The following is a 25,302-nucleotide window of genomic DNA, read 5'->3' as shown; positions in this document are numbered from 1 at the left end:
GGGCAGTCCGCATCGCGCCATTCCGATCGGCCATTAACTTTCGATATATTGTTTGGGGATTAATTCGATCCTACAACCACTTAGACCGGAATGTCGGCTTGCTCGTTCATCAAGTTGCGAGGACGGCGGGTAAATGCGGGGGACATGCTTTGGCTCGTGATCATCACGTAGCAATCGTGGCCGACGAAAACGCCCTCTGCGGCGCCGGGCTCCTTCACATCATGGAAACCTGCCTAAGCTTTTCCAAAGTGCTGGTCTGCAGGAACTTCAGGGAGGCCAGCGGAATTTTCGGCCAGTATCGATCACGTGTCGGCCTGGCAGTGGTCAACTATGATTTGCCCGGGATGAAGCGCGTAAGCGGGCTTCGCCGCCTCTGTGACGCCTGGCCTTCAGCGAAGATATTGGTGATCGCCGAAGGATGCGACCGAGATACGATTTTGGAGGTACTTTCCGCCGGAAGTCATGGATTCATCCCCAAGAGCAGTTCGGCCGCGGAGCTCGAACATGCGCTCAAGTCGATCTCTCAAGGCCATGTCTTCGTAACGCCGTTACCAGGCGATCATAATTCTCCGGACATCGCGCCCCCTCACGGCTCGGCTGCGGACGCAAGGTTGACGGCTCGTCAAAAGCAAGTGCTGGAACTGGTTGCCGCAGGCAAGTCAAACAAGCAGATTGCCAATGCACTCGGGATATCGGAAGGTACCGTGAAGGTGCATGTGAATGCCGCATTCCGGACCCTCGGCGTCCATAATCGGGTGAGCGCCACGACCGCATTACTGGGACGATTAGAACTTGTGGACGTTGGAATTTGAGCAAGAGTTAGCAGGTCAGAAGTTCGCCTCTGTGGCGTTGCGTTTGAGGGGGGGAGGTACGCAAATTCGATGCTGAATTTTGCGGCACCAACGGAGTTGATAGCGAGCGCCCTTCGCGCTTGCCGCCGTCACTTTATAGGCGTAGCTGCATTCAGCGCGCTGCTGAACCTGCTTTTCCTGGTTCCGATGCTCTACATGCTGCAGGTCTACGACCGGGTGATACCGACCCGCGGCGGGCTGACGCTGTTCTTTCTGACACTGGTGCTGCTGTTTGGCTTGATCACGCTGGCATTGCTCGATTTCGTACGCTCGAGGTTGCTGGTTCGGGCCTCGATCCGGCTTGATCGCCAGCTCGCCGGCGTGATGCTCGACACCAGCCTTGCCCGGCGGGACAAGACATTCGACGCCGTGGCGCGACAGTCCATGCGCGAGTTCGATACGCTTAGGCAGGCACTGACCGGCCCAGCGATCATTGCCTTGTGCGATGCGCCCTGGACGCCGATCTACATCCTGGTCTGCCTCGTCATTCATCCTTTCATCGGCTTGCTGGTTCTCGTCGGGGCAGTGCTTCTGGCGGTAATTGCCTATCGCAACCAGCAGGTGATCGGCGAGCCGCTGCAACGTGCGAATGAGGCCGCTGCCCGAGCTTATGCCAGCCAGGAGCAGGTTCTCGCCGGTGCGGAGAACGTCCGCGCGCTCGGGATGCGTAGGGCAATGGTCCGCCGCCATCTCGCCGAACGCAATCTGATGACCACCCAGCAAACCTTCGCGAGCTTGGCCTCCAGCCGCTACGTCACCATCAGCAAATTTCTTCGTCTGGCATTACAATCAATGGCGCTTGGTCTTGGTGCCTGGCTGGCCATCAACAACAGCATTTCGGCTGGCGCCGTCTTTGCGTCATCTTTTCTCGCTGGCCGCGCACTGCAACCGGTCGAGCAGCTGCTATCTTCCTGGCGATCCGTCGTTAACGCCAGGACCGCCTATGAGAAGTTGAACAGCCTGCTCGGCGCGAGGGAAGCGGAAACGGCACTGACGCAGTTGCCCCCGCCGGAGGGGCGCCTGGATGCAAAGCAGCTGTGGGTTGCAAAGCCGGCAGGCGACGGCGCCATTCTTGCCAACGTCAGCCTGGAATTGAAGCCAGGGGAAGTGATCGCGGTGGTAGGCCCAAGCGGAGCGGGCAAGTCCACGCTGCTGCGCTTGCTGGCAGGCGCCGGCCGCCCCGATCGGGGCATCATCCGGATCGACCATGCCAACATGCTTGATTGGGATCCGGAACGGCTCGCGCCATTCATCGGATACCTGCCGCAGGACGTCTCGCTATTTGCCGGCACGGTGAAGGAAAACATCGCTCGATTTCAGCAGGGATCCGACGGCGACATGAGCGAGATTGACGCGAGGGTGATCGCGGCTGCCAAATACTGCCAGGCGCACGAACTAATTTTGGGCCTCCCGAACGGATACGACTCCCCGCTAGGCTGGGGCGGGCGCGGGCTGTCGGCGGGGCAGGCGCAGCGAATTGCGCTTGCCCGTGCGCTATATGGCGATCCGCCTATCGTGCTGCTTGACGAACCCAATGCCCACCTCGATGCCGCCGGCGAAAGTCAATTGATCGAAACCTTGGTCGCGTTGAGGTCTCGAAACGCGGGCGTGGTCGTGGTTGCGCACCGGATGGGAGTGCTTGCGGCTGTCGACAAAATCCTTGTCATGCGTGACGGCCAGGTCGAAGCTTTCGGCACACGCGACGAGATCATGGCTCGGCTGGGCGGCACATCGGCGACGCCGATCGAAGCTCCTGGACAAGCGGGCGGGCAGAAGAAGGCGTCATGAGCAAGGATCTCACGGTGAGCCCCCGGGAGTTGGCGCTGATCCCGGATGATTATGGTGACGGCTTAGACAGTTTGCCGATCGACGATGAGCGCCGGGAAATACGGTTCGGAATCATCGTTGCGGCACTATTCTTCCTGGTGTTCCTGGGCTGGGCCGCATTCGCCCGGCTGGACTCCGCTGCCTACGCCAACGGTCAACTCGTTGTGTCCGGGCAGCGTCAGTCGGTCCAGCATCGCGACGGAGGCGTGGTCGCAAAGATCGAAGTCGTCGAAGGTCAGCAAGTCCGGAAGGGTGATACGCTGGTCGAACTGGCTGGCGCCGAAGTCCGTGCGCAGGAGCGGGCGTTCGCGGCGCAGGTAGTGAACCTGCAAGCCCAGCGGGCACGGCTGAACGCGGAACTGTCAGGTGCCGCAGCCATTCAATGGCCTTCGGAATTCGCAAGCGCGGACGGGTCGTTGCGGGAGGCAATTCCGGAAGCAGTTCGCCTCCAGTCGAGCGAGTACGCGGCTCGTCGGTCGGCTCTTGTGGCGCAGTCGCAGGTGTTGGGGCAGCAGTCTTCCCAAGCCAACCAGAGCGCGTCAGGCTATCAGTCCAAAATGACATCTTCGGCGGAGCAAGAGCGCCTGATCCAGGCTGAGATCGACGCCTTGCGACCAGTCGCCGACAAGGGATTCGTCTCCCAATCGCGAATGCGTGCACTGGAGCGGGCTAGGGCCGACCTCCAAGGCCAGCGGGGGCAATATCAGGCCAATGTGGCCGAGGCGCGCTCGGCCGCGAGTGGAGGCCGGCTTCGCCAGATCGAGGCGGAGAAATCCTACCGCGAACGCGCATCTGCTGAATTGCGCGACGTCGAATTCCAGCTTGGCGAGCTGACGCCCAAGTATCGCGCGGCAAGAGACCAGCTGGAGCGCCTCAAGATCCGGGCGCCCGTAAGTGGAACGGTTATTGGCCTCAACGTCTTCACCGTCGGCGGTGTCATCGCTCCGGGCCAGACGCTGATGGACATCGTCCCGGATAAATCGGATCTTGTGGTAGGGGCTCGCGTGTCGATCGATGATGCCGACGACCTCAGGATCGGTCAGGACGCGCAGGTCCGCTTCCTCGGCCTGCACGATCGCAACATACCCGTGATTACGGGCACATTGACCAAACTTTCGGCGGACAGCCTGACTGACAAGGAAAGTGGAGACGTCTTCTACACCGCCGAGGTGCGAGTATCGGCGGAACAGATTCGAAAGCTGCAGGAGGTCCGCGGCAAGGACTTTGAGCTACGCGCAGGCGCTCCGGTCGCTGTCCTAATTCCTCTCAAAAAGAGGACAGCGCTCCAATATGCATTTGAGCCTTTGACCGAGACCATGTGGAGGGCTTTCCGGGAGCATTGATTGGTGGGAGCTAGTTCAGCTCAATGATTCGACCTATCGGCGTGCGATCCAGACCGTTTTCGATCCGGTATATTCATTCATGGCCTCCAGCGATTTGTCCCTGCCTGTCCCGGTCTGCTTGAAGCCGCCCCAGGGTACGGTGAGATCGCTCGCATCATAGTTGTTGACCCACACCAGGCCGGCATGGAGCAGAGCGGATACCGAATGCGCGGTGTCGATGCTCGAGGTCCACACCGCTGCCCCGAGCGCGAAATCGCTATCGTTGGCGATGCTGATTGCTTCGTCGGCACTGTCGAACCCGATCACGGACAAGACAGGACCGAAGATCTCGTCGCGGGCGATTGCCATCTGATTGGATACGCCGGCGAAGATGGTTGGCTCGACGAAGTAGCCGCCGCTGGACAGAAGGGTACGATTGCCGCCGGCTACAAGCTCGGCTCCTTCTAGTTTCCCTTGCTCGATATAGCCGAGCACTCTGCGTAGCTGGGCCTCGTCGATCAGCGCGCCGATCTGCGTGGCCTCGTCCAGGGGATCGCCGATCTTCATCTCGGCGGTGACATCGGCGATTTTGCCGAGGAGCTCGTCATGGACGTTGCGATGGACGAGGAGGCGGCTTCCCGCGCTGCATACTTGCCCGGCGTTGTAGAAAACGCCCCAGGCTGCCTGCCGCGCGATCTCGTCGAGGTCAGTGGCATCCGGCATGACGATGTTGGGCGACTTGCCGCCGGCCTCCAATTGCACCTTTTTCATATTGGATTCGCCAGCGTAGCGGAGAAATACCTTCGCGGTTCGCGCGGAGCCGGTAAAGGCAATGCAATCCACATCCATGTGGAGGCCGAGGGCACGGCCGGCGGTCAGGCCGTTGCCGGTCACAACGTTGAAGACTCCCTCAGGAAGGCCGGCTTCGACCGCGAGCTCCGCCGCACGAAGGGCGGTCAGCGACGACTGTTCGGCGGGTTTCAGGATCACCGAGTTCCCAGTGGCCAGGGCCGGGCCCAGCTTATAGGCGGCGAGGTACAACGGAAAGTTCCAGGGTATGATCGCCGCAACGACGCCGAGCGGCTCGCGAGTGGTCAGTGCGAGCGCAGTTGGGCCCGTGGGAGCGACATCGCCATATTGCTTGTCGATCGCCTCGGCGTACCAGCGGATCATGTAAGCGGCCTTCGGGATGTCGACGGAGCGCGTGTCACTGATCGGCTTTCCGACCTCCAGCGTTTCCAGAAGTGCGAGCTCCTCCCGATGCTCATCGAGGAGGTCGGCGAAGCGCTGCAGGACCAGCTTGCGATCCTTGGGAGAACGCCGGCTCCAGCGGCCGTCTTCGAAGGCCTTCCGGGCGGAAGCAACGGCTGCATCGACATCGGCGGCGCCGCACGCAGCTATCGACGCGATCGGCTGTCCGGTCGCTGGATTGATTGTGACAAGGGTTTCATCGCTTTGCGCGCTGCGGAAACGCCCATCGATAAACGGGCTGCCGCAAATCATTATGGCCCCGTAGCCGGGCACCTGGATGCTTTGCTGTTCCATCTAACCTCGGTTCATGCGGGAATGTCGGATCGGACCTCGATTTCGCGCCGGAGGAGATCGTCGATCGTTTCGCGGCGCTGAATCAGTCTTGCGCCGTCGCTGCCGATGGCGAGGAGTGCGGGCCGGCAGGTCCAATTATAGTTGCTCGCCATGGCAAGCGTGTATGCACCGGTACCCGGAACGGCGATGAGGTCGCCTGGCGCGACGGCCGGCATGTCGATGTTGCGAATGAGAATGTCCGAGGATTCGCAATAGCGTCCGGCGATGTGGACGCGCTGATCCCTTGGCGCATCCATACGCGTAACGACCGCAGCGTGGTAACTGGCTCCATAGAGGGCAGGCCGCAGATTATCCGCCATTCCGCCGTCGAGGTGGATGTATTGGGACACCTCTCCCGTACTGGTCCCGTTCGCAAGATCCTTGCGGGCGACCACTTCATAGACAGCGATCATTGACCGTGCGGAGATCGATCGCCCCGGTTCGAGAAACAGTTTTGGCAAGGGCATCGACCGACGCTCGCAACCCTTCGTCACCGCGCTGGCGATCATGGCCACGAAACTGTCGATCGAAACGTCCGGGTCGCTATCGACATAAGCCGTGCCAAGCCCGCCGCCAGGACTGAACTCCGCGAGCAGCGATCCGAGGGAGCGTCCGATCGCGGCGCGCAGGTCGAGCATGATCTCGATCGCTACCGGATAAGCTTCCAGGTCGAAGATTTGCGAGCCAAGATGGCAATGGATTCCAACTAGTGACGTCCAGCGCGCGGTTGCGAGCAACCGCAGAGCTTCGGGCAGTTGATCAGGTTGAAGGCCGAATTTGGAATCCTGTTGCCCGGTCTGGATATGAGAGTGAGTGGCGGCCCCGACGCCCGGTGCAAACCGGAGCAGCACGCGGATTGGGCGGCCAAGTTCATGCGCGACCGCTTCGATCGTTTCGAGCTCGTCGAGATTGTCGGCGACGATCGCACCGACACCGGCTTCGATCGACCAGGCAATCTCATGACGGGGCTTGGCATTGCCGTGTAGGTGGAGCTGTTCGGCCGGCACGCCCGCCCGTCGGGCAAGCTCCATCTCGCCGGCCGAAACGACATCGATCCCGAGTCCTTCTTCGGCCGCTAGGCGAGCAACGGCGATGTTGAGCAGGGACTTGCCGGAATAATAGACTGCCGATTCCGCGGCGTAATGGCGCTCGAGAGCGGAACGGTAGGCGCGGCAACGGGACCGGAAGGTTGCCTCGTCAAAGATATAGAGCGGCGTGCCGTGGGTCCGGCAGAGCACCTCGACATCTAACCCGCCGATAGCCAGGCGCCCGCCGTCTACGCGGGCAGATTCGGGCCAAAGCCTCACGCTCCACTATCCTGCAGGCCGAACCGATCCGGGCGGAAGTGAAATCGCGGATGGGCGTCCCCGCCCTCGGCGAGATCAGCGACCATTTCCCCGATCACGGGCGCAAATTTGAAACCATGCCCGGAGCAGGCGGAACACAAGATGATCTCGCCGTTCGCCGGATGGCGATCGACGAGAAAATCCTCATCAGGCAAAATCGTGTAGCGGGCCCGGTCGACGCGCGTGATGGCGTGGTCGAGGGAAGGCAGGAGCATTCGGGCGCGTTCCGCTACCTGGTCGACGGCGGCCCGGTCGATGGCAAAATCTTCGGGGTCGGCTGCTGCGTTCTTGTTCTCAATCATCATCTTCACGCCGTGACCGCCGAGCGCCGGGAAGATCGACGTCAGCCCGCGATCGCCAAATCGGCCAATGCAAATCGGAAAGCGCGGCGGCCTGAAGCTGGCATCGTCGCCAGCACCAAAATAGACCGACTGCTCCATGCTGACCGTGACGGGAAGTTGAAGTTCAATTCCGCCTAGCAAAGGGCCGATGCGCGGGCCGGCGCAGACGGCGACCCTATCGAAGATGTGGCTTTGGTTTGCCGTTCTTATGGTGACGCAGCCGTCACCTGGTTCGATTTCACGGACTTCGGTTCGTTCATGAACCTGCGTCCCATGATCGATTGCGACCGCCGCCAATGCCTCGACGCATCGATCGGCGAGCAGCACCGCCGTCTTCGGCTGAAACAAGGCGCGCAAGCCCTCTGACTCGAACTGCGGGTACGCCCACGTGAGGTCCCTGTCGTCCCAAAGCTCAAACTCGACTTCAGCCAATGTCAGTGCATTGGCGATCGCGTCGAGAGATGTGTCGGCTCGATCAGCGATGTCGATCCCGCCGGTTTCGACGAGAAGCGACTGGCCCGTTTCGCATTCGAGCAGGTGCCACGCCTCGAACGATTGCTGGGCCAGTCGAACATAATCGACCTCATCATAGGTGAGGCGGATAATCCGGGATGGGCCCATGCTGCTGCTGGTTGGCGCGCCGATGGTCTCGCGTTCGAACAAATGGACGTCGGCGCCCCGCCTCGCAAACGCAGCCGCTGCGGCGCATCCCATCACGCCAGCGCCGATCACTCCGACCTTCAAGTGTCCAACCGCCCACAAGCAATCATCATCGTCTTTCCAACAAATCGGCGAGCTTTTGCGTCGATATTGTGTAATGGGTCAAGGACATTTAATGGAATTACATTGGCATTGCCCCTGGGGACGCTAGACGGAGGCATGAGCTTGAATCGCGAGAGACTGTTCGAAGGGCTTCCCCAGGTCGGCGGCCATCCAGCGCTCGATCTGATGAACACGGTAGAATATCGAGGTCGGTTTGAGCCCGGAGATCGCCTGAACTCGCTCGACCGGCTTCTGGCCTGGAGCGAGATGGCCGGTTTGATCGATCAGGACGAGAGTCGAGATTTGCGCCGGTTGGCAAGCGAGCGCCCGGGTAACGCCGAAAGAGCGCTTCGGGACATCGCCCATCTGCGAGAGGAAGCGCGCAACGCGTTGGGCGCCAGATTGAATGGCAAGATCGACCTTAAGGCGATGGAATTTTTAAGAGCGAGGGTAGAGCGCGCGGCGCGCGGCGTTCGCGTCATGGTCGATAATGACGGGATCAGCTTCAAGCGCGGGCATGAGGCCGGCGGCTTCGATGAGCTGGTGGATCGAATTGCATTATCGATCGAGAATCTTTTCGGGCTGGCCGGTCGGGAATTGCTGCGCGAATGCGAGGGCGAAAACTGCGATTGGCTATTCTTCGACAGGAGCCGGTCGCGACATCGTCGCTGGTGTCACCCTGGACAATGCGGCAACGCGGCGCGCGTTCGAAACTTCCGCGCCCGCCGGTCCGCCGCACCGGCGAAGAAGCAGGATTGAGAGATACTGCTTCCTCGATAGCCGCTTGAATAGCTACTCGCTGGGAAGTGCCTGATCCATTCGAGGCATCAGGAGATGAATCAGAGTCAGCGCGATCAGATAGACCGAGCCTGCGACCACGAAGATCAGTCCATAGCTGCCGACACGTTCGAGGATCTGTCCGATATAGAGGGCGAACAGCATGCCACCGATGGCGCCAGCCGTACCTCCGATCCCGATCACCGAGCCCACCGCCTTACGCGGGAAGGTGTCGCCGGGAAGCGTATAGAGATTTGCCGACCATGCCTGGTGCGCCGCGGTCGCAAGGCTGATGATCGCGACCGCTGTCCACAGGTCATCGACATATTGGGCGAAGAAGATCGGCGTGACGGCAATCGCGCAAATCAGCATCGTGGTCTTGCGCGCGGCGTTGATGGACCAGCCACGGTGGATGAGTTTCGACGACATCCAGCCCCCGGCGATCGAGCCGAGGTCGGACACGAGGTAGATGACGACCAGCGGCGGGCCGAAGGTCTTAAGGTCGAGGCCGTGCCGTTTGACCAGGAAGTCCGGGGTCCAGAAGAGGAACATCCACCAAATCGGGTCGGTGAGGAATTTGCCGATCGCGAAGGCCCAGGTTTCCTTGACCCTAAGCAAGCGCGACCAGGGAACCTTTGCTGTCGTATCCGCCGGATCGCTCTCGATGTAGGCGATCTCCGCTTCAGAGACATGCGTCGATTCCCGCGGACGCCGATACAACGCCAGCCAGGCAACCAACCAGATCAGGCTGCCGGCACCGGTGATGACGAAGGCGGCCTGCCAGCCATAGGTCAGGACCAGCACCGGAACGATGAGGGGGGTGATGACCGCGCCGACGTTGGCGCCGGCATTGAATATGCCGGTCGCGAATGCCCGCTCCTTCTTCGGAAACCATTCGGTGACAGCCTTGATTCCCGCCGGGAAATTGCCGCTTTCGCCGATGCCGAGGAGGAAGCGCACCATCGCGAACTGAACGGCCGATCGGGCCGCACCGTGCAGCATGTGCGCGGTTGTCCAGATCAGGAATGCAATGGCATAGCCTGCACGCGCACCGATCCGGTCGACGACGTTGCCGAATACGATGTAGCCGATCGCGTAGGCCAGCTGGAAATAGAAGACGATGTCGGCGTAGGTCGTCTCGCTCCAGCCGAATTCCTGTTCCAGGGTCGGCTTCAACAGCCCGATCATCTGCCGGTCGACATAATTGATCGCGGTGGCGGCGAAGAGCAGCGCCACGATAACCCAGCGGAAACGCCCAACCTGTGGCGAAGCCGCGACTTCCGATTGCCCAACGCTGGCCATCAACTAATCCCTTTCCGGACGGGCTTCGATAAATGTGCACGAAAGTCGATATCGGGCGCCGAACCGTGCCTCGACGGTTTGACCCGGGGCCGCTTCATGGACGCCCGTTACTGCACCCGTTGATATCCATTGGCCTGGGAGTAGCTGGATGCCCCGCCCGGCCATCAGCTCGAACAGGAAGCGCGCCGATCCAGCCGCTCCGTCCGGAAAGGCCGATGAGGATCCGCGTCCCACCTCGACTTCGTCGACCAAGGTGGCGACGGTCCAATCTTCGAAACCGCTGCGAGCCCAGTCGGGAATCGGCGGGCCGACCAACAGGCCATTGTTGTTACCAAAATCGGAGACCACCGCGACCGGGCCGAGTGCATTGATGGTCGGTAGCGGCGAGCTGGCGATCTCGATGCCCACATGCACGGCGTCAATGAGGTCGGCAGCCTCTTCCAGGCTGAAGCGGGTCTTACCGGGCGGCGGAGTTGATCCGATCCGGAAGAGGAATTCCGCTTCGCCAGCGGCAAAGCCGTCGGCGAACACCGGCATGGCGACATCCACATCTTGGGTAGCTTCAGCGACACTGAAAATCGGCCCTGCAAGCCGGTCGGTTCCAAACTGCGCGGTGAATGGCGGAACGACCCGGCCGACCTTCCACCCGCGAACGGGGTGCGGCCATGTTGCGATCGCCTCGTCCTGAATCCGATACGCCTCCTCAAGGCTTGCCGGCATGTCGCCGGGATAGCCGGAAATACCTTCGGCCGCGCGTCGCGCCGACACGAATCTTCCGGCGATCAATGCCGCCTCTTCATGGGTTGTTGCCACCCAACTGTCCTCTCCGCCTTTTTTTTGGACGGTATTGGAAACCGGTGTCATAAGCAACGGGGGTTGAGCTTTTCCTTGTCCGCGTATTGCCGGATTGGGAAAGCGGCCATGGGCTGGTAGCAAGGGTTACGCGTACCGAAAGGATGTAAGTCGGGATGGCAAAAAGGGGCACGATGAGCGGCAAGTCAGGGCAGCCGACGATCAATGATGTCGCGCGTCTCGCAGAGGTCTCGAAGAAGACCGTAAGCCGGGTCATCAACCGGTCTCCCCTGCTGAATGAAGAAACACGGGAACGGGTCGAGAAGGTGATCCGCGATCTCGGCTATGTGCCGAATCCCCAGGCTCGCGCACTGGCGCTGCGGCGCAATTTCCTGGTGGGGCTGATCCATGACAACCCAAATGCGCAGATGGTTCTGAACATGCAGCACGGGATCCTCGAAGCTTTGAGTGGCACCGACTTCGAAATGATCGTTCGGCCGGTCGATCGGACTTCACCCATGATGCTTCAGGACGTCCGCACCTTCCTGGAACGGCAACGGCTGTTCGGCGTCGTGATACTGCCGCCGATCAGCGAGAATGATGCGCTTGCCGACCTATGCGAGGAACTCAACTGCCGATACGTTCGAATTGGCTCGGCGGAGTTGGACGATGCCGACCATATGGTTGCTTCGAACGACCGCGAGGTGGTGCGCGAAGCAACCGAGCATCTGATTCATCAAGGGCACAAGCTGATCGGCCTTGTGGAGGGGCCGGACGGTTTCAGATCGGCCCAGGAGCGGCGGCTGGGGTTCGAGGATGCGCTAAAATCGGCCGGACTACCCTTGCCGCGGAGCCTGATCGCGAGGGGCAACTACACGTTCGAAACCGGAGTCACCGCGGCCAATCGCCTGTTCGATTTGTCGCCGCGTCCAACCGCCATCTTCGCAAGCAATGACGAGATGGCGGCGGGAGTGGTGTTCGCGGCGCGCGAGCGGGGGATCATCGTTCCCGACGATCTTTCGATCATCGGCTTCGACGATACGCCGATCGCGGCGCACATCTGGCCGCCGCTGACAACGGTGCGCTGGCCAATTGTCTCGATGGCCCGAGCTGCTGCACGCAAGCTCGTCGGCGACATTGTCGGCGGAGAGTCGGCCGAGCCGCAGCCGTCGGTGCTTCCCTCGATGCTGGTCAAGCGCTCGTCGGTCGCGCCGCCGCCAAGCTAGGTGGCGCCTCGTTGGTGGTTGAAGAGGTGACTGACACCGGTTACCACGGCGAACACAGGAGAGTCTGAAAATGTTCGACCGAAACTATTATGCGACGCACCCCGACATGATGGAGTGCGTCTCCAATGACGAGTTGCGCGACCGCTATTTGATTGGGCAGCTGTTTCGCCAAGGCGAAGTGGTGCTGAACTACACTCATGCGGATCGCTTCGTCATTGGCGGCGTGCTGGTGGGAGCATCGGACGTCCGAATACCCGACCAGGTCGAGCCGGCCTCCGCTGCTGGGCGCCCTTTCCTGGAACGGCGCGAGCTTGCAATTGTAAACGTCGGCGACACGGACGGCTCCGTTACTGTTGACGGAGAACAGTTCGACCTTGCAAACAAGGACTGCCTGTACGTCACAATGGGAGCGAAGGACGTCGTCTTCTCCGGCGAAGGCGCACGCTTCTATCTGGCGTCTTGCCCGGCGCATAAATCCTTCACGACACGGAAGCTTTCGATCGGCGAAGCGAACGCGCTCGAGCGAGGCAGCCTCGAGGAATCGAACGAGCGGACCATCTACCAGCTCGTCATCCCCGGTGTTTGCGATAGCGCCCAGCTGGTCATGGGACTTACCGTCCTGAAGCCGGGCAGCGTTTGGAACACCATGCCGCCCCACATCCATGAACGTCGTAGCGAGATCTATTTCTACTTCGAGTTGGGCGAGAAAAATCGGGTGTTCCACTTCATGGGTGAAGGCGAAGCGATGCGTCACATCGTCGTGGAAGACGGCGAGGCCGTGATCAGTCCGGTCTGGTCCATTCACATGGGCGCTGGGACGGGAAGCTATGCCTTCATCTGGGCGATGGCCGGTGAGAACCAGGATTATACCGACATGAACGTCCTCGATATTTGCCAGCTGCAATGACGAACCCGTTCGACCTTCGCGGAAAGGTTGCCGCTGTCACTGGCGCCAACACCGGCATCGGGCAGGCGATCGCACTGACTTTGGCCGAAGCCGGCGCGGACGTAGCGCTGGTTGGCCGCACCGCCGCCGAGGATACTGCCGGGCAGGTTCGCGCCGCCGGGCGCCGGGCGCTCATCGTCGATGCCGACCTTTCGACTACGGTCGACGTCGCATCGATCGTCGAGCGTACTGTAGGCGAGCTCGGCCGGCTCGACATACTGGTCAATAATGCGGGCATCATTCGCCGAAACGATGCGCTGGAATTCACCGAAGAGGATTGGGACGCGGTGGTCGACACCAATCTCAAGTCCCTGTTCTTCCTGAGCCAGGCCGCAGCCCGTCACATGGTGGAGCAAGGCGGGGGCAAGATCATCAACATCGCCTCGCTCTTGAGCTTCCAGGGCGGCATCCGGGTCGCCAGCTATACGGCATCCAAGAGCGGCGTTGCGGGCCTCACCAAACTCCTCGCCAACGAATGGGCGGCCAAGGGCATCAATGTGAACGCAATCGCGCCCGGCTATATCGCGACCAATAACACGGCGGCGCTTCAGGCTGACGAGGCTCGTAACAGGCAGATACTGGAACGGATCCCCGCCGGCCGCTGGGGCGAGCCCTCCGACCTCGGTGGAGCCGCACTGTTCCTGGCCTCGTCCGCTTCCGACTATGTCCATGGTCATATCCTGACCGTCGACGGCGGGTGGATGGCGCGCTGATGTCCAAGGTAGTCTGCTTCGGTGAGCTGCTGCTGCGCCTGACCTCGCCGCGCCGCGAGTTGCTCATGCAGTCGCCTCGGCTGGATGTTCATGTTGGCGGCGCGGAAGCCAATGTGGCGGTGGGGCTCGCACGCCTGGGCCATCATTGCGAGATGGTCAGCCGTGTTCCCGACAACGCATTGGGCGACGCGGCGGCCGGCCATCTTCGGCGATATGGCGTCGGCACCGTTGGCGTCGGCACCGGCCCCGGCCGGATGGGGCTATATTTCCTGTCGCCGGGCGCCGGGCTTCGCCCGTCATCCATTGTCTACGACCGCGAGGGTAGCAGCTTCGCATTGGCGGAGGCTGGCGATTTCGACTGGACCCGGATGCTGGACGGCGCGTCGTTCCTGCATCTGTCAGGCATCACGCCGGCGCTTGGAATAAGGTCCGCCGCTGCAGCGCTGACAGCGGTCGAAGCGGCTCAGGACAAGGGTGCCAAAGTCTCTTTCGACGGCAATTATCGTGCCCAGCTTTGGAGCCGATGGCCAAGCGAGCCGCGCACAATTCTCACCGAACTGGTCGCAAGGTCCGACATTTTGTTCGGCAATCACCGCGACATCTCGCTGCTGCTGGGCCGGGAGTTTGCCGGAGACGGCGAGGAACGGCGGCATGAGGCCGCTGTTGCGGCTTTCGAAGCCTTCCCAAAGCTGCAGGCGATTGCATCGACCGCGCGCCATCTGGACGACGCCGACCGCCATCGCATTGCGGCGCGGATCGACACTCGGGATGCGGCGTTCGCGACCGATGAGGTCGTCGTTTCGGGAATTGTCGATCGGATTGGATCCGGCGACGCCTTTGCGGCAGGCGTGCTGCACGGGCTGATCACTGGCCGCGAGATGGAAACGACCGTGCGCTACGGGCTGGCACTCGCCTGCCTCAAACATAGCCTGCCGGGTGACGCCAGCTTGTTCGGGCAGGGCGACATCGACGCATTTCTTGCCGGAGAGCTCGACGTAAGGCGGTGATCCGATTTTTCTAGGGCTTGCCTGCCGGCGCCTTCGCAAGCGGATAGGAAATGATCAGCTCAAGCGGTTCTGCGCCCATCTGCCTGATGCCCACCTGGGCTCCGGTATAGAGGTAGGCGGCCATGCCTGGCCCAAGCTGGGCCTTTTGCCCGTCTGACTCCACTTCGCCTGAGCCGGACAGGACATAATAGACTTCGTCATGCTCGATCGGATGGATGCCGATTGCCGCCCCGACGTGAAGCACGCGTTTGCGGAATTCCATCGTCCGATCCGGCACGACGTCGCTGATCCGATAGGCAGTGCTCATCCCGATCGCGCCATGCGGCGGAGCTTCCTGTTTCACCACGGTTCGTTCGTCGACCACGACCATCGGCGGCGCCGCGCCGGCCAAGGCCAGAAGAAGCAAAATGCTCATCGCTGCTGTTCCCGCATCTGCAAGTCACGGCTGGTGGTCGGCTGCGCCACATAATCGTCACGCTGACCCGGATAGCGCCCAGATTTCGGCTCCAGCGTGTCGAGGTTCCAATCGCCAGGCACGAAGGCCGCACGGGTCATCTGCTGGACCGGATAGCCGCCCACTTCGGCCTCATCGTCGATAATCTTGCCGCGACCCTCGGCGACATCGAACAGGACCCGAAGGTCATGGGCATCCCGATCCCAAGGCCTGGCGCCCGCAAAGCGGAGCAAGTGCGTTTCGACCTGGTTCGTTGGCAAAACGTCGAGGCCTTGGGGCCACAGCGCCGGCTTGTCCCTCTGGACGATTTTTGCCGGACTAGTCGTGTATCGGCCGAACATCGGCAGGGCCTCTCCGAGCCGGCTGACCGCGACATTGTCGCGGCCGTAATAGTTGAGGTCGCCGACTCCGCCGATCGACACGAAGGCAATGTCCGGTCGCGTTGAAAAGCCGGCACGAAGGATGTTGCCGACTGCGGACAATTCGCCGGCAATCGGCCTCTGCCCCGTCCACTCGAGATCCATCAGATTGTAGTGGATGGCCTGTGCGCCCGGATCGAAGATTAGATTGTTGACGACCGCCGCCTGCACCCCGCCCTTCAGCAGCGGATTGCGCTCATAATTATGCGCATAGACGTTTCGGTAGATGAGAATGCCGGTGGCATTGTCGTGGATCAGTGAGCCCTTGGAATGCTCGCCTTTCGGGTGACTGGAATCGGCAATTCCTTCGGCCAGCAAATTATAGGCGAAGGTGATGTTGCGTGACGTGCCATTGCGCCAATCCTCAACCGTCTTTCCCGTAAAGCGAGGCCCCGACGCGGACAGGTTCTCGTCGAGGCCCCAGGTCATGGTGCAATGATCGACAATGACGTTGCGGGCGCCGACGGTCGACATCGCATCTGCCTCCCACCCGCTGCGCTTGGCCTGCCCCGATGCGCCGGTCCGCACCCTGATGTGCTGGACGATCACGTCATGGGTCCTGATGTCGATCCCGCCGCGGATCAGTGTGATGCCGGGCGACGGAGCGGTTTGGCCTGCGATGGTGAGGTCAGGCTCACTGATCGTCAGCGTTGTAAGACCAAGGTCGATGACGCCGCCGACTTCGAAGACGACGATCCGGGGACCCTTCTGTTCGACCGCCGCCTTGAACGATCCTGGCCCACCGGGGTTGAGGTTGGTCACTCGGACTATCGCGCCGCCGCGTCCGCCCTGTGTCGTGGCCCAGCCTTTCACCAACGGTTCGGCCGCGGCTGTCTCTGGATTCAAGGTAATGCTGGCGACGATCAGCAATAGCGCAACAAGACGATTTCTCTTCACCAGACCCCTCCGTTTGACGCGTCTTGACAGCTACCGCGACGCAAGTCACTCTGCCAATGACACCGGTTACTCTGTCAAGGGGGCCGGGCAGTAAAAAAAGAATAGGCTGCAACTGGGGAGAGGAGCAGCACATTGCGCGAGACCAGGCAAACGCAGGCCACGCTGTGCAATCCTTTCCTTTGTTTTGTCTGCTGTAGACACCGGTGTCATCTCGACAGGGTGTGTTCGGCGGGGCAGGGTCAAGGAGAGGTAGATGAACAGCAACAGGGGGAATTCCAGCACTGATTCGCGCGGTCGGCTGAAAGGCGCGACGGCGTTGTGGTGCATGTTAGCGGCGGCGCTCGCCGCTGAGCCGGCGGCTGCGCAGGATGCAGCAGCCCCAGCAGCTCCTGTCGAGGCGGATCAGCCCGCGGATTCGAATGCAGAGGCCCAGCCCCAGGCTGCACAAGAGTCCGGCGACGAAATCGTCGTCACCGGCTATCGCCAGTCGCTGAAGGCATCGCTTGAGGACAAGCGCAGGGCGGCCGGCGTCATCGACGTCATCAAAGCCGAAGACATTGCGGACTTCCCCGACAACAACCTGGCCGAATCCATCCAGCGCATCCCCGGCGTCGCGATCATGCGCGACCAGGGTGAAGGCCGTAACATCTCCGTGCGCGGCCTCTCCCCGCAGTTCACGCGTGTCCGGATCAACGGCATCGAAGGCATGAGCACCACCGGCGGTGCGGACGCCAGCGGCGGCGCCAACCGCAGTCGCCAGTTTGACTTCAACGTCTTCGCATCGGACCTGTTCAACAGCATCACGGTCCGCAAGACGCCTTCGGCGGATATTGAGGAAGGTTCGCTGGGCGCCACCGTCGATCTCGTGACCGCGCGGCCGTTCGATTATGCCGACGACTTCGTTTTCGCGGGATCCGCGCAGGCCGGTTACAATGATTTCTCGGAAAGCGTGGACCCGCGCCTTTCCGCGCTGGTTTCAAAACGCTTCGCCGACGATCGCATAGGCATCCTGTTGTCTGCGGCGTACAGCACTCGTGAGATCATGGAAGAAGGGCCCAGCACCGTTCGCTGGGAGCCTGCTTCATCGAACGGCGGCTTCCACGCCACATCGACCCGCCCGACCGGAGCCACTGACAACAATTACTTCCATCCGCGCATTCCGCGCTACGACAGCTATAAGTATGACACCGAGCGGCTGGGCCTAACCGGTACCTTGCAGTTCGAACCGACCGATCGCACGATGATCACGATCGACGCGCTTTATTCGAAGTTCGATTCCAAGCGCGCCGAACAATATCTGGAAGCGCTCTCGTTCAGCCGGTCTGGCACCGGCAAGCCGCAGACAGTCATCCTTCCGGGCGCGGTCGTCGAAGACAACAGCTTGGTCTATGGCGTTTTCAACAACGTCGATGTCCGCGTGGAAAGCCGCTACGACGAGCTTGAAACCAAGTTCACGCAGTACACCGCGTCGATTTCACACGAATTCAGCGACCAGTTCAGCATCGATCTTTTGGGCGGCAAGTCGAAGTCGAAATTCGAAAACCCGATCCAGACGACGATCGCGCTCGATGCGCTCAACGTCCAGGGCTACAGCTTCGACTTCCGTGACGGACGCTTCCCGACGTTCGACTATGGCAATCTCGATGTCACGGATCCGGCGCGATTTACGCTCGGCGAGATCCGCTTGCGTCCCCAATATGTCGATAACGACTTCTCCGTACTTCGCGGCGAAGCCAAGTATGAAATCTCGCCTGAGTTCACGCTGAAGGGTGGGCTCGACTGGAAGAAGTACAAGTTCGATTCAAAGGAATATCGCCGCGCCAGCGAAACCACGGTTCCGGTCCTCGCACCGGGCCAGCTTGCGACGCTGACCGAGCTTTATGGCATGGAAACCGGACTGCCGGGCGCCACCCCGGAACGGTTCCTGGTCCCAATCATCGATGCCTTCGCCAGCGACCTGGACATCTACTGCAACTGCGGGATGTTCACGCTCCAGGGGCTGGAAAATGCCACGGCGCGGTCCAATTGGCGGACGGTCGATGAAAAGGACTTCGGCATATACGGCCAAGCCGATTTCAATCTCTATCTGGGCGACGTCCGGCTGCGCGGCAATGTCGGCGCCCGCTGGGTCCAGACCAAGCAGAATTCGACCGGCTACACCAACACGGCTTCCGGCTTCGTCCTCACCGAGGCGGATCGCAAGTACGACTATTTCCTGCCGTCGCTGAACGTTGCGGCGGACATAACTCAGGACTTCGTGCTTCGCGGCGCCATCGCCAAAGTGATCTCAAGGCCAGACATCGGCACGCTGAATCCGGGCGGCGCGTTCAGCGTATCCGGCGGCAACCGCACCTTCGCGCGCGGTAATCCGGACATCAAACCGATCGAGGCGATTACCTACGATCTGTCGGCCGAATGGTATTTCGCGCCTGAATCCGCGCTGATCGTCGGGCTGTTCTACAAGGACATCAAGAGCTTCATCGCGACGACGGCGCAGCAGATCCCGTTCAGCGATCTTGGGTTGCCGGATTCAATCCTGCCGCCGGGCACGCTTCCGTCCGACCTGTTCACGGTGACGCAGCCAATCAATAGCGACGGCGGCAAGCTAAAGGGTGCCGAAATCGGGCTTCAGGCACCGTTCCGCTTCCTTCCGGCGCCGTTCGACAATTTCGGTATCCAGGCCAACTATACCTTCGTCGATTCGAAGGTGGATTATCCCCTCTCCGCAGCGGCTGGCGCCGCCGTGATCCGCGAGGATTTGGTCGGACTGTCTCGTCATACCGCCAACGGTACGCTGTACTATGAGGACAAGAAGTTCAGCGTTCGTGCGTCGCTGTCATATCGCAGCGATTTCCTGACCCAAGTGCCGGGTCGCAACAGCCTGCCTTTGACCAATTCGAACGCCAACCTTCCGCTGTTCAATGATGTTGAAGGCACCAATTCGACGCTCAACGTCGACATGTCGGCGTCCTACTGGTTCACCGATAATTTCCAGCTGACGTTCGAAGGCGTGAACCTGACCGACGAATATGTCGATCAGTTCATCGACAGCGAAGCTAATCGGTTGAGCGTCTATCACCACACGGGCCGCCAGTTCTACGGTGGCTTCAGGTTCAAATTCTAAGACGGGCAATCGACATTTGTATGCGAACGGCGTCCCTGTGCGGGGCGCCGTTTTGCTGCCGGGGGAAAGTGGTCCAGAGATAGCGGCAGGTTTAGCAAACAGCGTTGCTTGACTCTCGCAAGCTCGAAGCGCACCTGAGAACAAATCAGGAACAAATAATGCGCGAGTCGATTGATCATCTTGTCATGCTCAAACGGAACCTGGCCTCGATTGCCGGGGGGAAGCTGCTGTCCGGCGATCATCGGATCGCAACCGGCCATGCCGCGCTGGATGAGGTGCTGGGCGGCGGGTTCGGACGCGGGCGACTGCATGAGTTGTTCGCCGAAACTGGCGACGATGCGGGAAGCGTCACGGGTTTCGCAACCATGCTGGCGTTGCGTGCGGTCGGCCGTCGTTCGCCGATCTTCTGGCTTCGGACCGATGAATCCGAACGGCTTGGCGGGCGGCTCCATGGGCCGGGCCTTATCGAGCTGGGCGGCGATCCGGACTCGCTGGTGGTGGGCGTTGCTCCCGATACCAAGGCGCTGCTCAAGGCCGCGGCCGATGCGGCGCGCTGCCCCGGTCTTTCGGCGCTGATCGTCGAATGCCATGGGCAGTGTCCCGCACTGGACCTCACCGCCAGCAGGCGGCTGGCCCTTGCCGCCGAACAGTCGGGCGTGACCTTGTTCCTGCTCCGGCTGGAGGCGCAGCCGGTTCCCAGTGCCGCGGACACGCGCTGGATGGTTGCTGCCGCGCCGAGCCAGCCGCTGGAGGCCGGTGCACCCGGTCGACCCATGTTTGAAATCGAACTGTTGCGCCGGCGGGCCGGCCCGGCCGGGATGCGCTGGCGCCTGGAGTGGAACCGTGACCGACTTATATTCTGCGACCCGGCGCTATCTGGCGCTGTGGTTCCCCTATCTCCCAGCCGATCGGCTCCGTCGCCAGCCGGGCTTCGACTTAGCGCCTGAGACGCCGCTCGCCTTCGTCGTCAAGGCGAAGAGCGCATTGAGGCTTGCCGCGGTCGACCAGGCGGCGCGTAGTCAGGGCCTGGAGCCGGGCATGGCCCTTGCCGATGCCCGGGCACGCCTGCCGCAGCTGATCGCCGAGGATCTCGACGAAGCAGCCGATCGCCATTGGCTCGAACAGCTCGCCAAGGGATCCATCCGCTATACCCCACTGGTGGCGCTGGATGCGGCCGATGGGCTGATCCTCGACATCACCGGCTGCACGCATTTGTTCGGCGGCGAGCAGGGCCTTGCCGCCGATATCGAGGCGCGGATGGCCAGGCTTCGGATGACCGTGCGGACGGCTTTCGCGAGCACGGCGGGTGCGGCACGCGCCCTCGCCCGCTACCAGGCGCTGCCCGCCAAGGATGAAGCTTCGGCCATTCGGCGACTTCCAGTGGTGGCGCTGGAACTGGACCCGGAGGCGACCCAGGGCCTGATCCGCGCCGGGCTCAAGACGGTTGGCGACCTGGCCAAGCTGCCGATGTCGACCATCGCCGCCCGCTTCGGCGGCGAAGCGGCGACCGCGCTTCGCCACCTGCTGGGCGAGGCCCAAAGACCGATAAGGCCACTAATCCCCATTGCGCCGGTAGTCGCCGAGCGGCGCTTTGCCGAACCCGTCGCGCGAACCGAATATGCGCTGGAAGTGCTGGGCGAGCTGACGGCGGAGGTAGCGCGCCAGATGGAAGAAAGGGGCGAAGGCGGCCGGCGCTTCGAGGCCAGTTTTTTCCGAAGTGACGGCCTCATCCGCCCGCTCGCCGTCGAGACCGGCCAGCCGACCCGAGATTGCGCCATGGTCATCCGCCTGATGAACGAGCGGATCGAGGGATTGAGCGACCCGATCGATCCCGGCTTCGGTTTCGACCTCATCCGTCTTTCCGTGCCCGTGGTCGAGACACTGGCGGTAACTCAGCTCAGACTGGAAGGGGGTGCGGTCAAGGAGGCCGAGGTCGCGGCGCTGATCGACCGGCTGAGCACAAGGCTGGGACGGAACAGGATCCGGCGCCTCGCCGCGCAGGACACCCATATTCCGGAGCAGATGCAGCTCGAGCTGCCGGCCGTCGAAACCAGCCGCCCCGTCGCCGATTGGCCGGAAGCGGTTCCCGGGGAGCCGCCGCTCCGCCCGCTGCACCTGTTCGATCCGCCACAGCCGATCGAGGTCATGGCCGGAGTTCCCGACGGACCGCCCCACCGTTTCCGCTGGCGCCGCAAGCTTCACGACATCAAGCGGTTCGAAGGACCGGAGCGGATCGCTTCCGAATGGTGGAAGCGGCGCGACGGGGCGATCGACAAGCCCGGCCTCACCCGCGACTATTATCGGGTCGAGGATGTGCGGGGACGGCGGTTCTGGGTCTTCCGGCACGGGCTGTTCGGGGAAAAACCGAAGCCGCAATGGTACCTCCACGGCCTGTTCGCATGAGTTTCGCCGAGCTTGTCGCCGCGACCAATTACTCCTTCCTTCGCGGCGCATCCCATCCGGCCGACATGGTCGCCAAGGCGCTGGAGCTGGGCATGACCGGGATCGGGATCGCCGATCGCAACAGCGTGGCCGGCGTGGTTCGGGCCTGGTCCGCACTTGAGGAAGCGCGCGAAAAGGCGAGGGCCGCACTGGCCGGCGACATCGATTTCAAGCTGGTTGTCGGCGCCCGGTTGGTGTTCGCCGACGCGACCCCGGACATCATCGCCTATCCCACGACCCGTCATGGCTGGGGGCGGCTGACAAGGTTGCTCACCACCGGCAACCGGCGGGCCGAGAAGGGCGACTGCATCCTCAATTTCGCCGACCTGGTCGATCATTCGGAAGAGCTGCTGCTGATCGTACTGGCCGACGAAGGGCATGAATTTCTGTTGAGGCGCTTGGCCCAGGCGCGGGCCGGAGAGGTGTGGCTCGGGGCGTCCATGCCTCGGCAAGGCCGCGACCGGCGCCGCCTGATACGGCTCAGGCAACTGGCGGATCGGGTCGGAATTCCGCTCCTTGCCACCAACGATGCGCTCTACGCGTCGCCCCGGGACCGCCCGCTGCACGACATCGTCACCTGCATCCGCGAAGGCGTGACGATCCGGTCAGCCGGCCGGTTGCTTGCCGCCAATGCCGAGCGGCATTTGAAGTCGTCGCAAGAAATGGAGCAGCTGTTCCTCGATTGCCCGGAGGCGGTGGAGGAAAGCCTTCGTCTCCTCGACCGCATCGACTTCACCCTCGACGAGCTCAAATATGAGTATCCCCACGAGCCGGTGCCGGAAGGATGGGCGCCCCAAGGCTGGCTGGAACATCTGGTGATGACGGAGGCGAAGCGCCGCTTTCCCGAAGGGCTCCCAGCAAAATGGCAGAGGGTGCTGGACGAGGAGTTCGGTCTCATTCGCAAATGCCAATACGCCAACTACTTCCTCACCGTTCACGACATCGTTCATTTCGCCCGATCGCGGGAACCGCCGATCCTCTGCCAGGGGCGCGGGTCCGCCGCCAACAGCCTGGTCTGCTACCTGCTTGGGATCACGCCGATCGATCCGGTCGAGAACAACCTGCTCTTCACCCGTTTCCTGTCCGAAGAGCGCCGCGAGCCGCCCGACATAGATGTCGATTTCGAGCATGAGCGGCGCGAGGAGGTGATGCAGTATGTTTATGAGCGCTACGGACGAGAACGGGCGGGCATCGCCGCGACCGTCATCCATTACCGGTCGCGCAGCACGGTGCGCGAAGTCGGCAAGGCGCTGGGCCTGTCGGAGGATGTCACTGCCCGGCTCGCGAACACCAGCTGGGGAAGTTATGAGAATGAACTGGAGGATGAGCGGTTCTCCGAAGCCGGGCTGACGCTCGCCAACCCGGAGATCGCGCGGCTCCGGGCGTTGGTGGAGCGCCTGCTCAAATTCCCCCGCCACCTGTCGCAGCATGTCGGCGGCTATGTGCTGACCGAAGGACGGCTGGACGAGATCGTCCCGATCCATAATGCCGCGATGAAGGACCGGACCTTCATCGAATGGGACAAGGACGACATCGACGACCTGGGCCTGATGAAGGTCGATGTGCTGGCGTTGGGGATGCTGACCTGCATCCGCAAAAGCTTCGACCTGATGCGGCTCCACGGACTCGGCGATTATCAACTCGACACGGTGCCGGGCGAAGATCCGGCGGTCTATGACATGCTGTGCGAAGGGGACAGCATCGGCGTGTTCCAGGTCGAAAGCCGGGCGCAGATCAACATGCTGCCGAGGCTCAAACCCCGCTGCTTCTACGACCTGGTGATCGAGGTTGCCTTGGTCCGACCTGGACCGATCGAGGGCGACATGGTCCACCCCTATCTCCGCCGCCGGAACGGCGAGGAGAAAGCCGATCTTCCCTCACCCGGGCCACCGCATCCGGCCAACGAATTGAAGGAGGTTCTTGGCCGGACGTTTGGCGTGCCACTGTTCCAGGAACAGGCGATGAAGATCGCCATCGTCGCTGCCGGCTTCACGCCCGACGAAGCCAATGGCCTTCGCCGCGCCATGGCCACCTTCCGCAATGTCGGCACCATCCATCGTTATGAAGCGAAGATGGTCGAGGGGATGGTGGCGCGGGGCTATAACCGCGATTTCGCCGAGCGCTGCTACAACCAGATCAAGGGCTTCGGCAGCTACGGCTTTCCGGAAAGCCACGCCCAGAGCTTTGCAAAGCTGGTCTATGTCTCGGCTTGGCTGAAGTGCCATCATCCGGCGGTCTTCACCTGCGCGCTCCTGAATTCGCAGCCGATGGGTTTCTACGCACCGGCCCAGCTGGTCCGCGACGCGCGCGAACATGGAGTCGAGGTGCTTGAGGCGGACATCAATGCCAGCGAGCATGACAATCTGCTCGAGCGACGTGATGACGGCGGGCTCGCGCTCCGGCTGGGCTTCCGCCAGGTCGACGGCTTTCGAAAGGATTGGGCGGAACGTCTGGTCGCGGCGCGCGGACGCGGCTTCACCCATGTCGAGCAATTGAGCCAGTGGGCTGCCTTGCCATCACGGGCGCTACGGCTGCTGGCCGATGCCGATGCCTTCGGCTCGATCGATCTCGGGCGACGGGAAGCGCTGTGGGAAGCGCGGCGGACTCCGCAAGGCGTGCTGCCGTTATTTGCTTCGGCGGAAGCCGCCGAGTTGGGTGAGGAGCCGGAAATGGAGCTTCCGGCGATGCCGCTGCCGGAAGAAGTGGTGACCGATTACCAGGTAACGCGCCTGTCGCTAAAAGGTCATCCGATGCAATTCCTCCGTTCCGTGTTCGAGCGCGAGAGGGTGCTGAGCTGCGCGGAAGCGGCGAAGGCCCGAAACGGCAGGATAGAACGGGTCGCCGGCGTGGTCCTGATCCGCCAACGGCCGGGCAAGGGTAATGCGCTCTTCATCACACTTGAGGACGAAAGTGGAATCACCAACGTGCTGCTCTGGGCTCGTGACTTCGAACGCTATCGGCGCGAGGTGATGGCTGCCCGGCTGATGGAGGTCGAAGGCGAAATCCAGCGCAGCAAGGAAGGCGTCATGCACGTCATCGCGCGGCGGGTTTTCGATCGGAGCGATCTGCTCAAACGACTGACGGAAGACTCACTTCAAACTCTTCCAGAACGGCATGGCCATCCACGCAATGTAAGAGTGCTGCCCAAGTCGCGGGATTTTCATTGATCC

The 25,302-nt window shown here is 61.9% G+C and carries 19 protein-coding genes; 12 read left to right on the top strand and 7 right to left on the bottom strand.

Annotated elements, in window-relative coordinates:
* Window positions 1-176: 176 nt before the first annotated feature.
* From LZ496_RS07385 to LZ496_RS07375, 3 genes are all read left to right on the top strand, one after another.
* On the top strand, window positions 177-812 hold the full coding sequence (locus LZ496_RS07385) for a LuxR C-terminal-related transcriptional regulator (RefSeq protein WP_249904004.1): 636 nt from the start codon (window positions 177-179) through the stop codon (window positions 810-812).
* A gap of 69 nt (window positions 813-881) precedes the next feature.
* The gene (locus LZ496_RS07380; protein WP_249904003.1) at window positions 882-2,639 is read left to right on the top strand and encodes a type I secretion system permease/ATPase; all 1,758 of its coding nucleotides are present in this window, start codon (window positions 882-884) and stop codon (window positions 2,637-2,639) included.
* Complete coding sequence (locus tag LZ496_RS07375) at window positions 2,636-4,021, top strand: HlyD family type I secretion periplasmic adaptor subunit (protein ID WP_249904002.1); 1,386 nt, start codon at window positions 2,636-2,638, stop codon at window positions 4,019-4,021. Before LZ496_RS07380 ends, LZ496_RS07375 begins: the two co-directional genes overlap by 4 nt.
* A 33-nt stretch (window positions 4,022-4,054) precedes the next feature.
* Here LZ496_RS07375 and LZ496_RS07370 read toward each other — a convergent pair whose 3' ends face one another.
* The 3 genes from LZ496_RS07370 to LZ496_RS07360 are packed head-to-tail and all read right to left on the bottom strand — an operon-like array spanning window position 4,055 to window position 8,003.
* On the bottom strand, window positions 4,055-5,545 hold the full coding sequence (locus tag LZ496_RS07370) for an aldehyde dehydrogenase (protein ID WP_249904001.1): 1,491 nt from the start codon (window positions 5,543-5,545) through the stop codon (window positions 4,055-4,057).
* Between the two features lie 11 nt (window positions 5,546-5,556).
* Window positions 5,557-6,891 (bottom strand): diaminopimelate decarboxylase, encoded by a 1,335-nt coding sequence (gene lysA / locus LZ496_RS07365; protein ID WP_249904000.1) that lies wholly within the window; start codon window positions 6,889-6,891, stop codon window positions 5,557-5,559.
* Window positions 6,888-8,003 carry an FAD-dependent oxidoreductase gene (locus LZ496_RS07360; protein ID WP_249903999.1) on the bottom strand — a complete coding sequence of 372 codons (1,116 nt, stop codon included), beginning with the start codon at window positions 8,001-8,003 and terminating at the stop codon, window positions 6,888-6,890. Before LZ496_RS07360 ends, lysA begins: the two co-directional genes overlap by 4 nt.
* A 147-nt stretch (window positions 8,004-8,150) precedes the next feature.
* Here LZ496_RS07360 and LZ496_RS07355 point away from each other — a divergent pair, with 147 nt between their 5' ends.
* Window positions 8,151-8,792 (top strand): CGNR zinc finger domain-containing protein, encoded by a 642-nt coding sequence (locus tag LZ496_RS07355; RefSeq protein WP_249903998.1) that lies wholly within the window; start codon window positions 8,151-8,153, stop codon window positions 8,790-8,792.
* Between the two features lie 33 nt (window positions 8,793-8,825).
* On the opposite strand, the gene LZ496_RS07350 is transcribed toward LZ496_RS07355, so the two are convergent.
* The gene (locus LZ496_RS07350; RefSeq protein WP_249903997.1) at window positions 8,826-10,112 is read right to left on the bottom strand and encodes an MFS transporter; all 1,287 of its coding nucleotides are present in this window, start codon (window positions 10,110-10,112) and stop codon (window positions 8,826-8,828) included.
* Between the two features lie 3 nt (window positions 10,113-10,115).
* The gene (locus tag LZ496_RS07345; protein ID WP_249903996.1) at window positions 10,116-10,925 is read right to left on the bottom strand and encodes a 2-keto-4-pentenoate hydratase; all 810 of its coding nucleotides are present in this window, start codon (window positions 10,923-10,925) and stop codon (window positions 10,116-10,118) included.
* Between the two features lie 155 nt (window positions 10,926-11,080).
* Here LZ496_RS07345 and LZ496_RS07340 point away from each other — a divergent pair, with 155 nt between their 5' ends.
* The 4 genes from LZ496_RS07340 (at window position 11,081) to LZ496_RS07325 (ending at window position 14,796) form a co-directional block, all read left to right on the top strand.
* Window positions 11,081-12,130, top strand: coding sequence for a LacI family DNA-binding transcriptional regulator (locus LZ496_RS07340; protein WP_436286462.1), 1,050 nt, complete (start codon window positions 11,081-11,083; stop codon window positions 12,128-12,130).
* A 70-nt stretch (window positions 12,131-12,200) separates the two neighbouring features.
* Entirely contained in the window at window positions 12,201-13,037 is an 837-nt protein-coding gene (gene kduI, locus LZ496_RS07335; RefSeq protein WP_249903994.1) for a 5-dehydro-4-deoxy-D-glucuronate isomerase, read from the top strand.
* Window positions 13,034-13,789, top strand: coding sequence for a 2-dehydro-3-deoxy-D-gluconate 5-dehydrogenase KduD (gene kduD, locus LZ496_RS07330; RefSeq protein WP_249903993.1), 756 nt, complete (start codon window positions 13,034-13,036; stop codon window positions 13,787-13,789). The genes kduI and kduD overlap by 4 nt, the downstream gene beginning before the upstream one ends.
* The gene (locus LZ496_RS07325; RefSeq protein ID WP_249903992.1) at window positions 13,789-14,796 is read left to right on the top strand and encodes a sugar kinase; all 1,008 of its coding nucleotides are present in this window, start codon (window positions 13,789-13,791) and stop codon (window positions 14,794-14,796) included. The genes kduD and LZ496_RS07325 overlap by 1 nt, the downstream gene beginning before the upstream one ends.
* 10 nt (window positions 14,797-14,806) lie before the next feature.
* Here the strand turns inward: LZ496_RS07325 and LZ496_RS07320 are convergent, their stop codons facing one another.
* Window positions 14,807-15,211, bottom strand: a complete 405-nt coding sequence (locus LZ496_RS07320; protein ID WP_249903991.1) for a cupin domain-containing protein — start codon at window positions 15,209-15,211, stop codon at window positions 14,807-14,809.
* On the bottom strand, window positions 15,208-16,569 hold the full coding sequence (locus LZ496_RS07315) for a pectate lyase family protein (protein WP_436286472.1): 1,362 nt from the start codon (window positions 16,567-16,569) through the stop codon (window positions 15,208-15,210). The genes LZ496_RS07320 and LZ496_RS07315 overlap by 4 nt, the downstream gene beginning before the upstream one ends.
* Before the next feature lie 250 nt (window positions 16,570-16,819).
* Between LZ496_RS07315 and LZ496_RS07310 the strand changes: the two genes are divergently transcribed.
* The 4 genes from LZ496_RS07310 (at window position 16,820) to LZ496_RS07295 (ending at window position 25,299) form a co-directional block, all read left to right on the top strand.
* Entirely contained in the window at window positions 16,820-19,690 is a 2,871-nt protein-coding gene (locus LZ496_RS07310) for a TonB-dependent receptor (RefSeq protein WP_249903990.1), read from the top strand.
* A gap of 158 nt (window positions 19,691-19,848) precedes the next feature.
* The gene (locus LZ496_RS07305; RefSeq protein ID WP_249903989.1) at window positions 19,849-20,637 is read left to right on the top strand and encodes an ImuA family protein; all 789 of its coding nucleotides are present in this window, start codon (window positions 19,849-19,851) and stop codon (window positions 20,635-20,637) included.
* Window positions 20,534-22,093 (top strand): Y-family DNA polymerase, encoded by a 1,560-nt coding sequence (locus tag LZ496_RS07300; protein ID WP_249903988.1) that lies wholly within the window; start codon window positions 20,534-20,536, stop codon window positions 22,091-22,093. Before LZ496_RS07305 ends, LZ496_RS07300 begins: the two co-directional genes overlap by 104 nt.
* A complete protein-coding gene (locus LZ496_RS07295) occupies window positions 22,090-25,299 on the top strand; it encodes an error-prone DNA polymerase (protein ID WP_249903987.1) in 3,210 nt (1,069 codons plus the stop codon). Before LZ496_RS07300 ends, LZ496_RS07295 begins: the two co-directional genes overlap by 4 nt.
* Window positions 25,300-25,302: the final 3 nt, after the last annotated feature.

Source organism: Sphingomonas caseinilytica (genome assembly GCF_023516455.1).
Lineage (GTDB): Bacteria > Pseudomonadota > Alphaproteobacteria > Sphingomonadales > Sphingomonadaceae > Sphingomicrobium > Sphingomicrobium caseinilyticum.
This window is presented reverse-complemented; position numbering and strand designations above follow the sequence as displayed.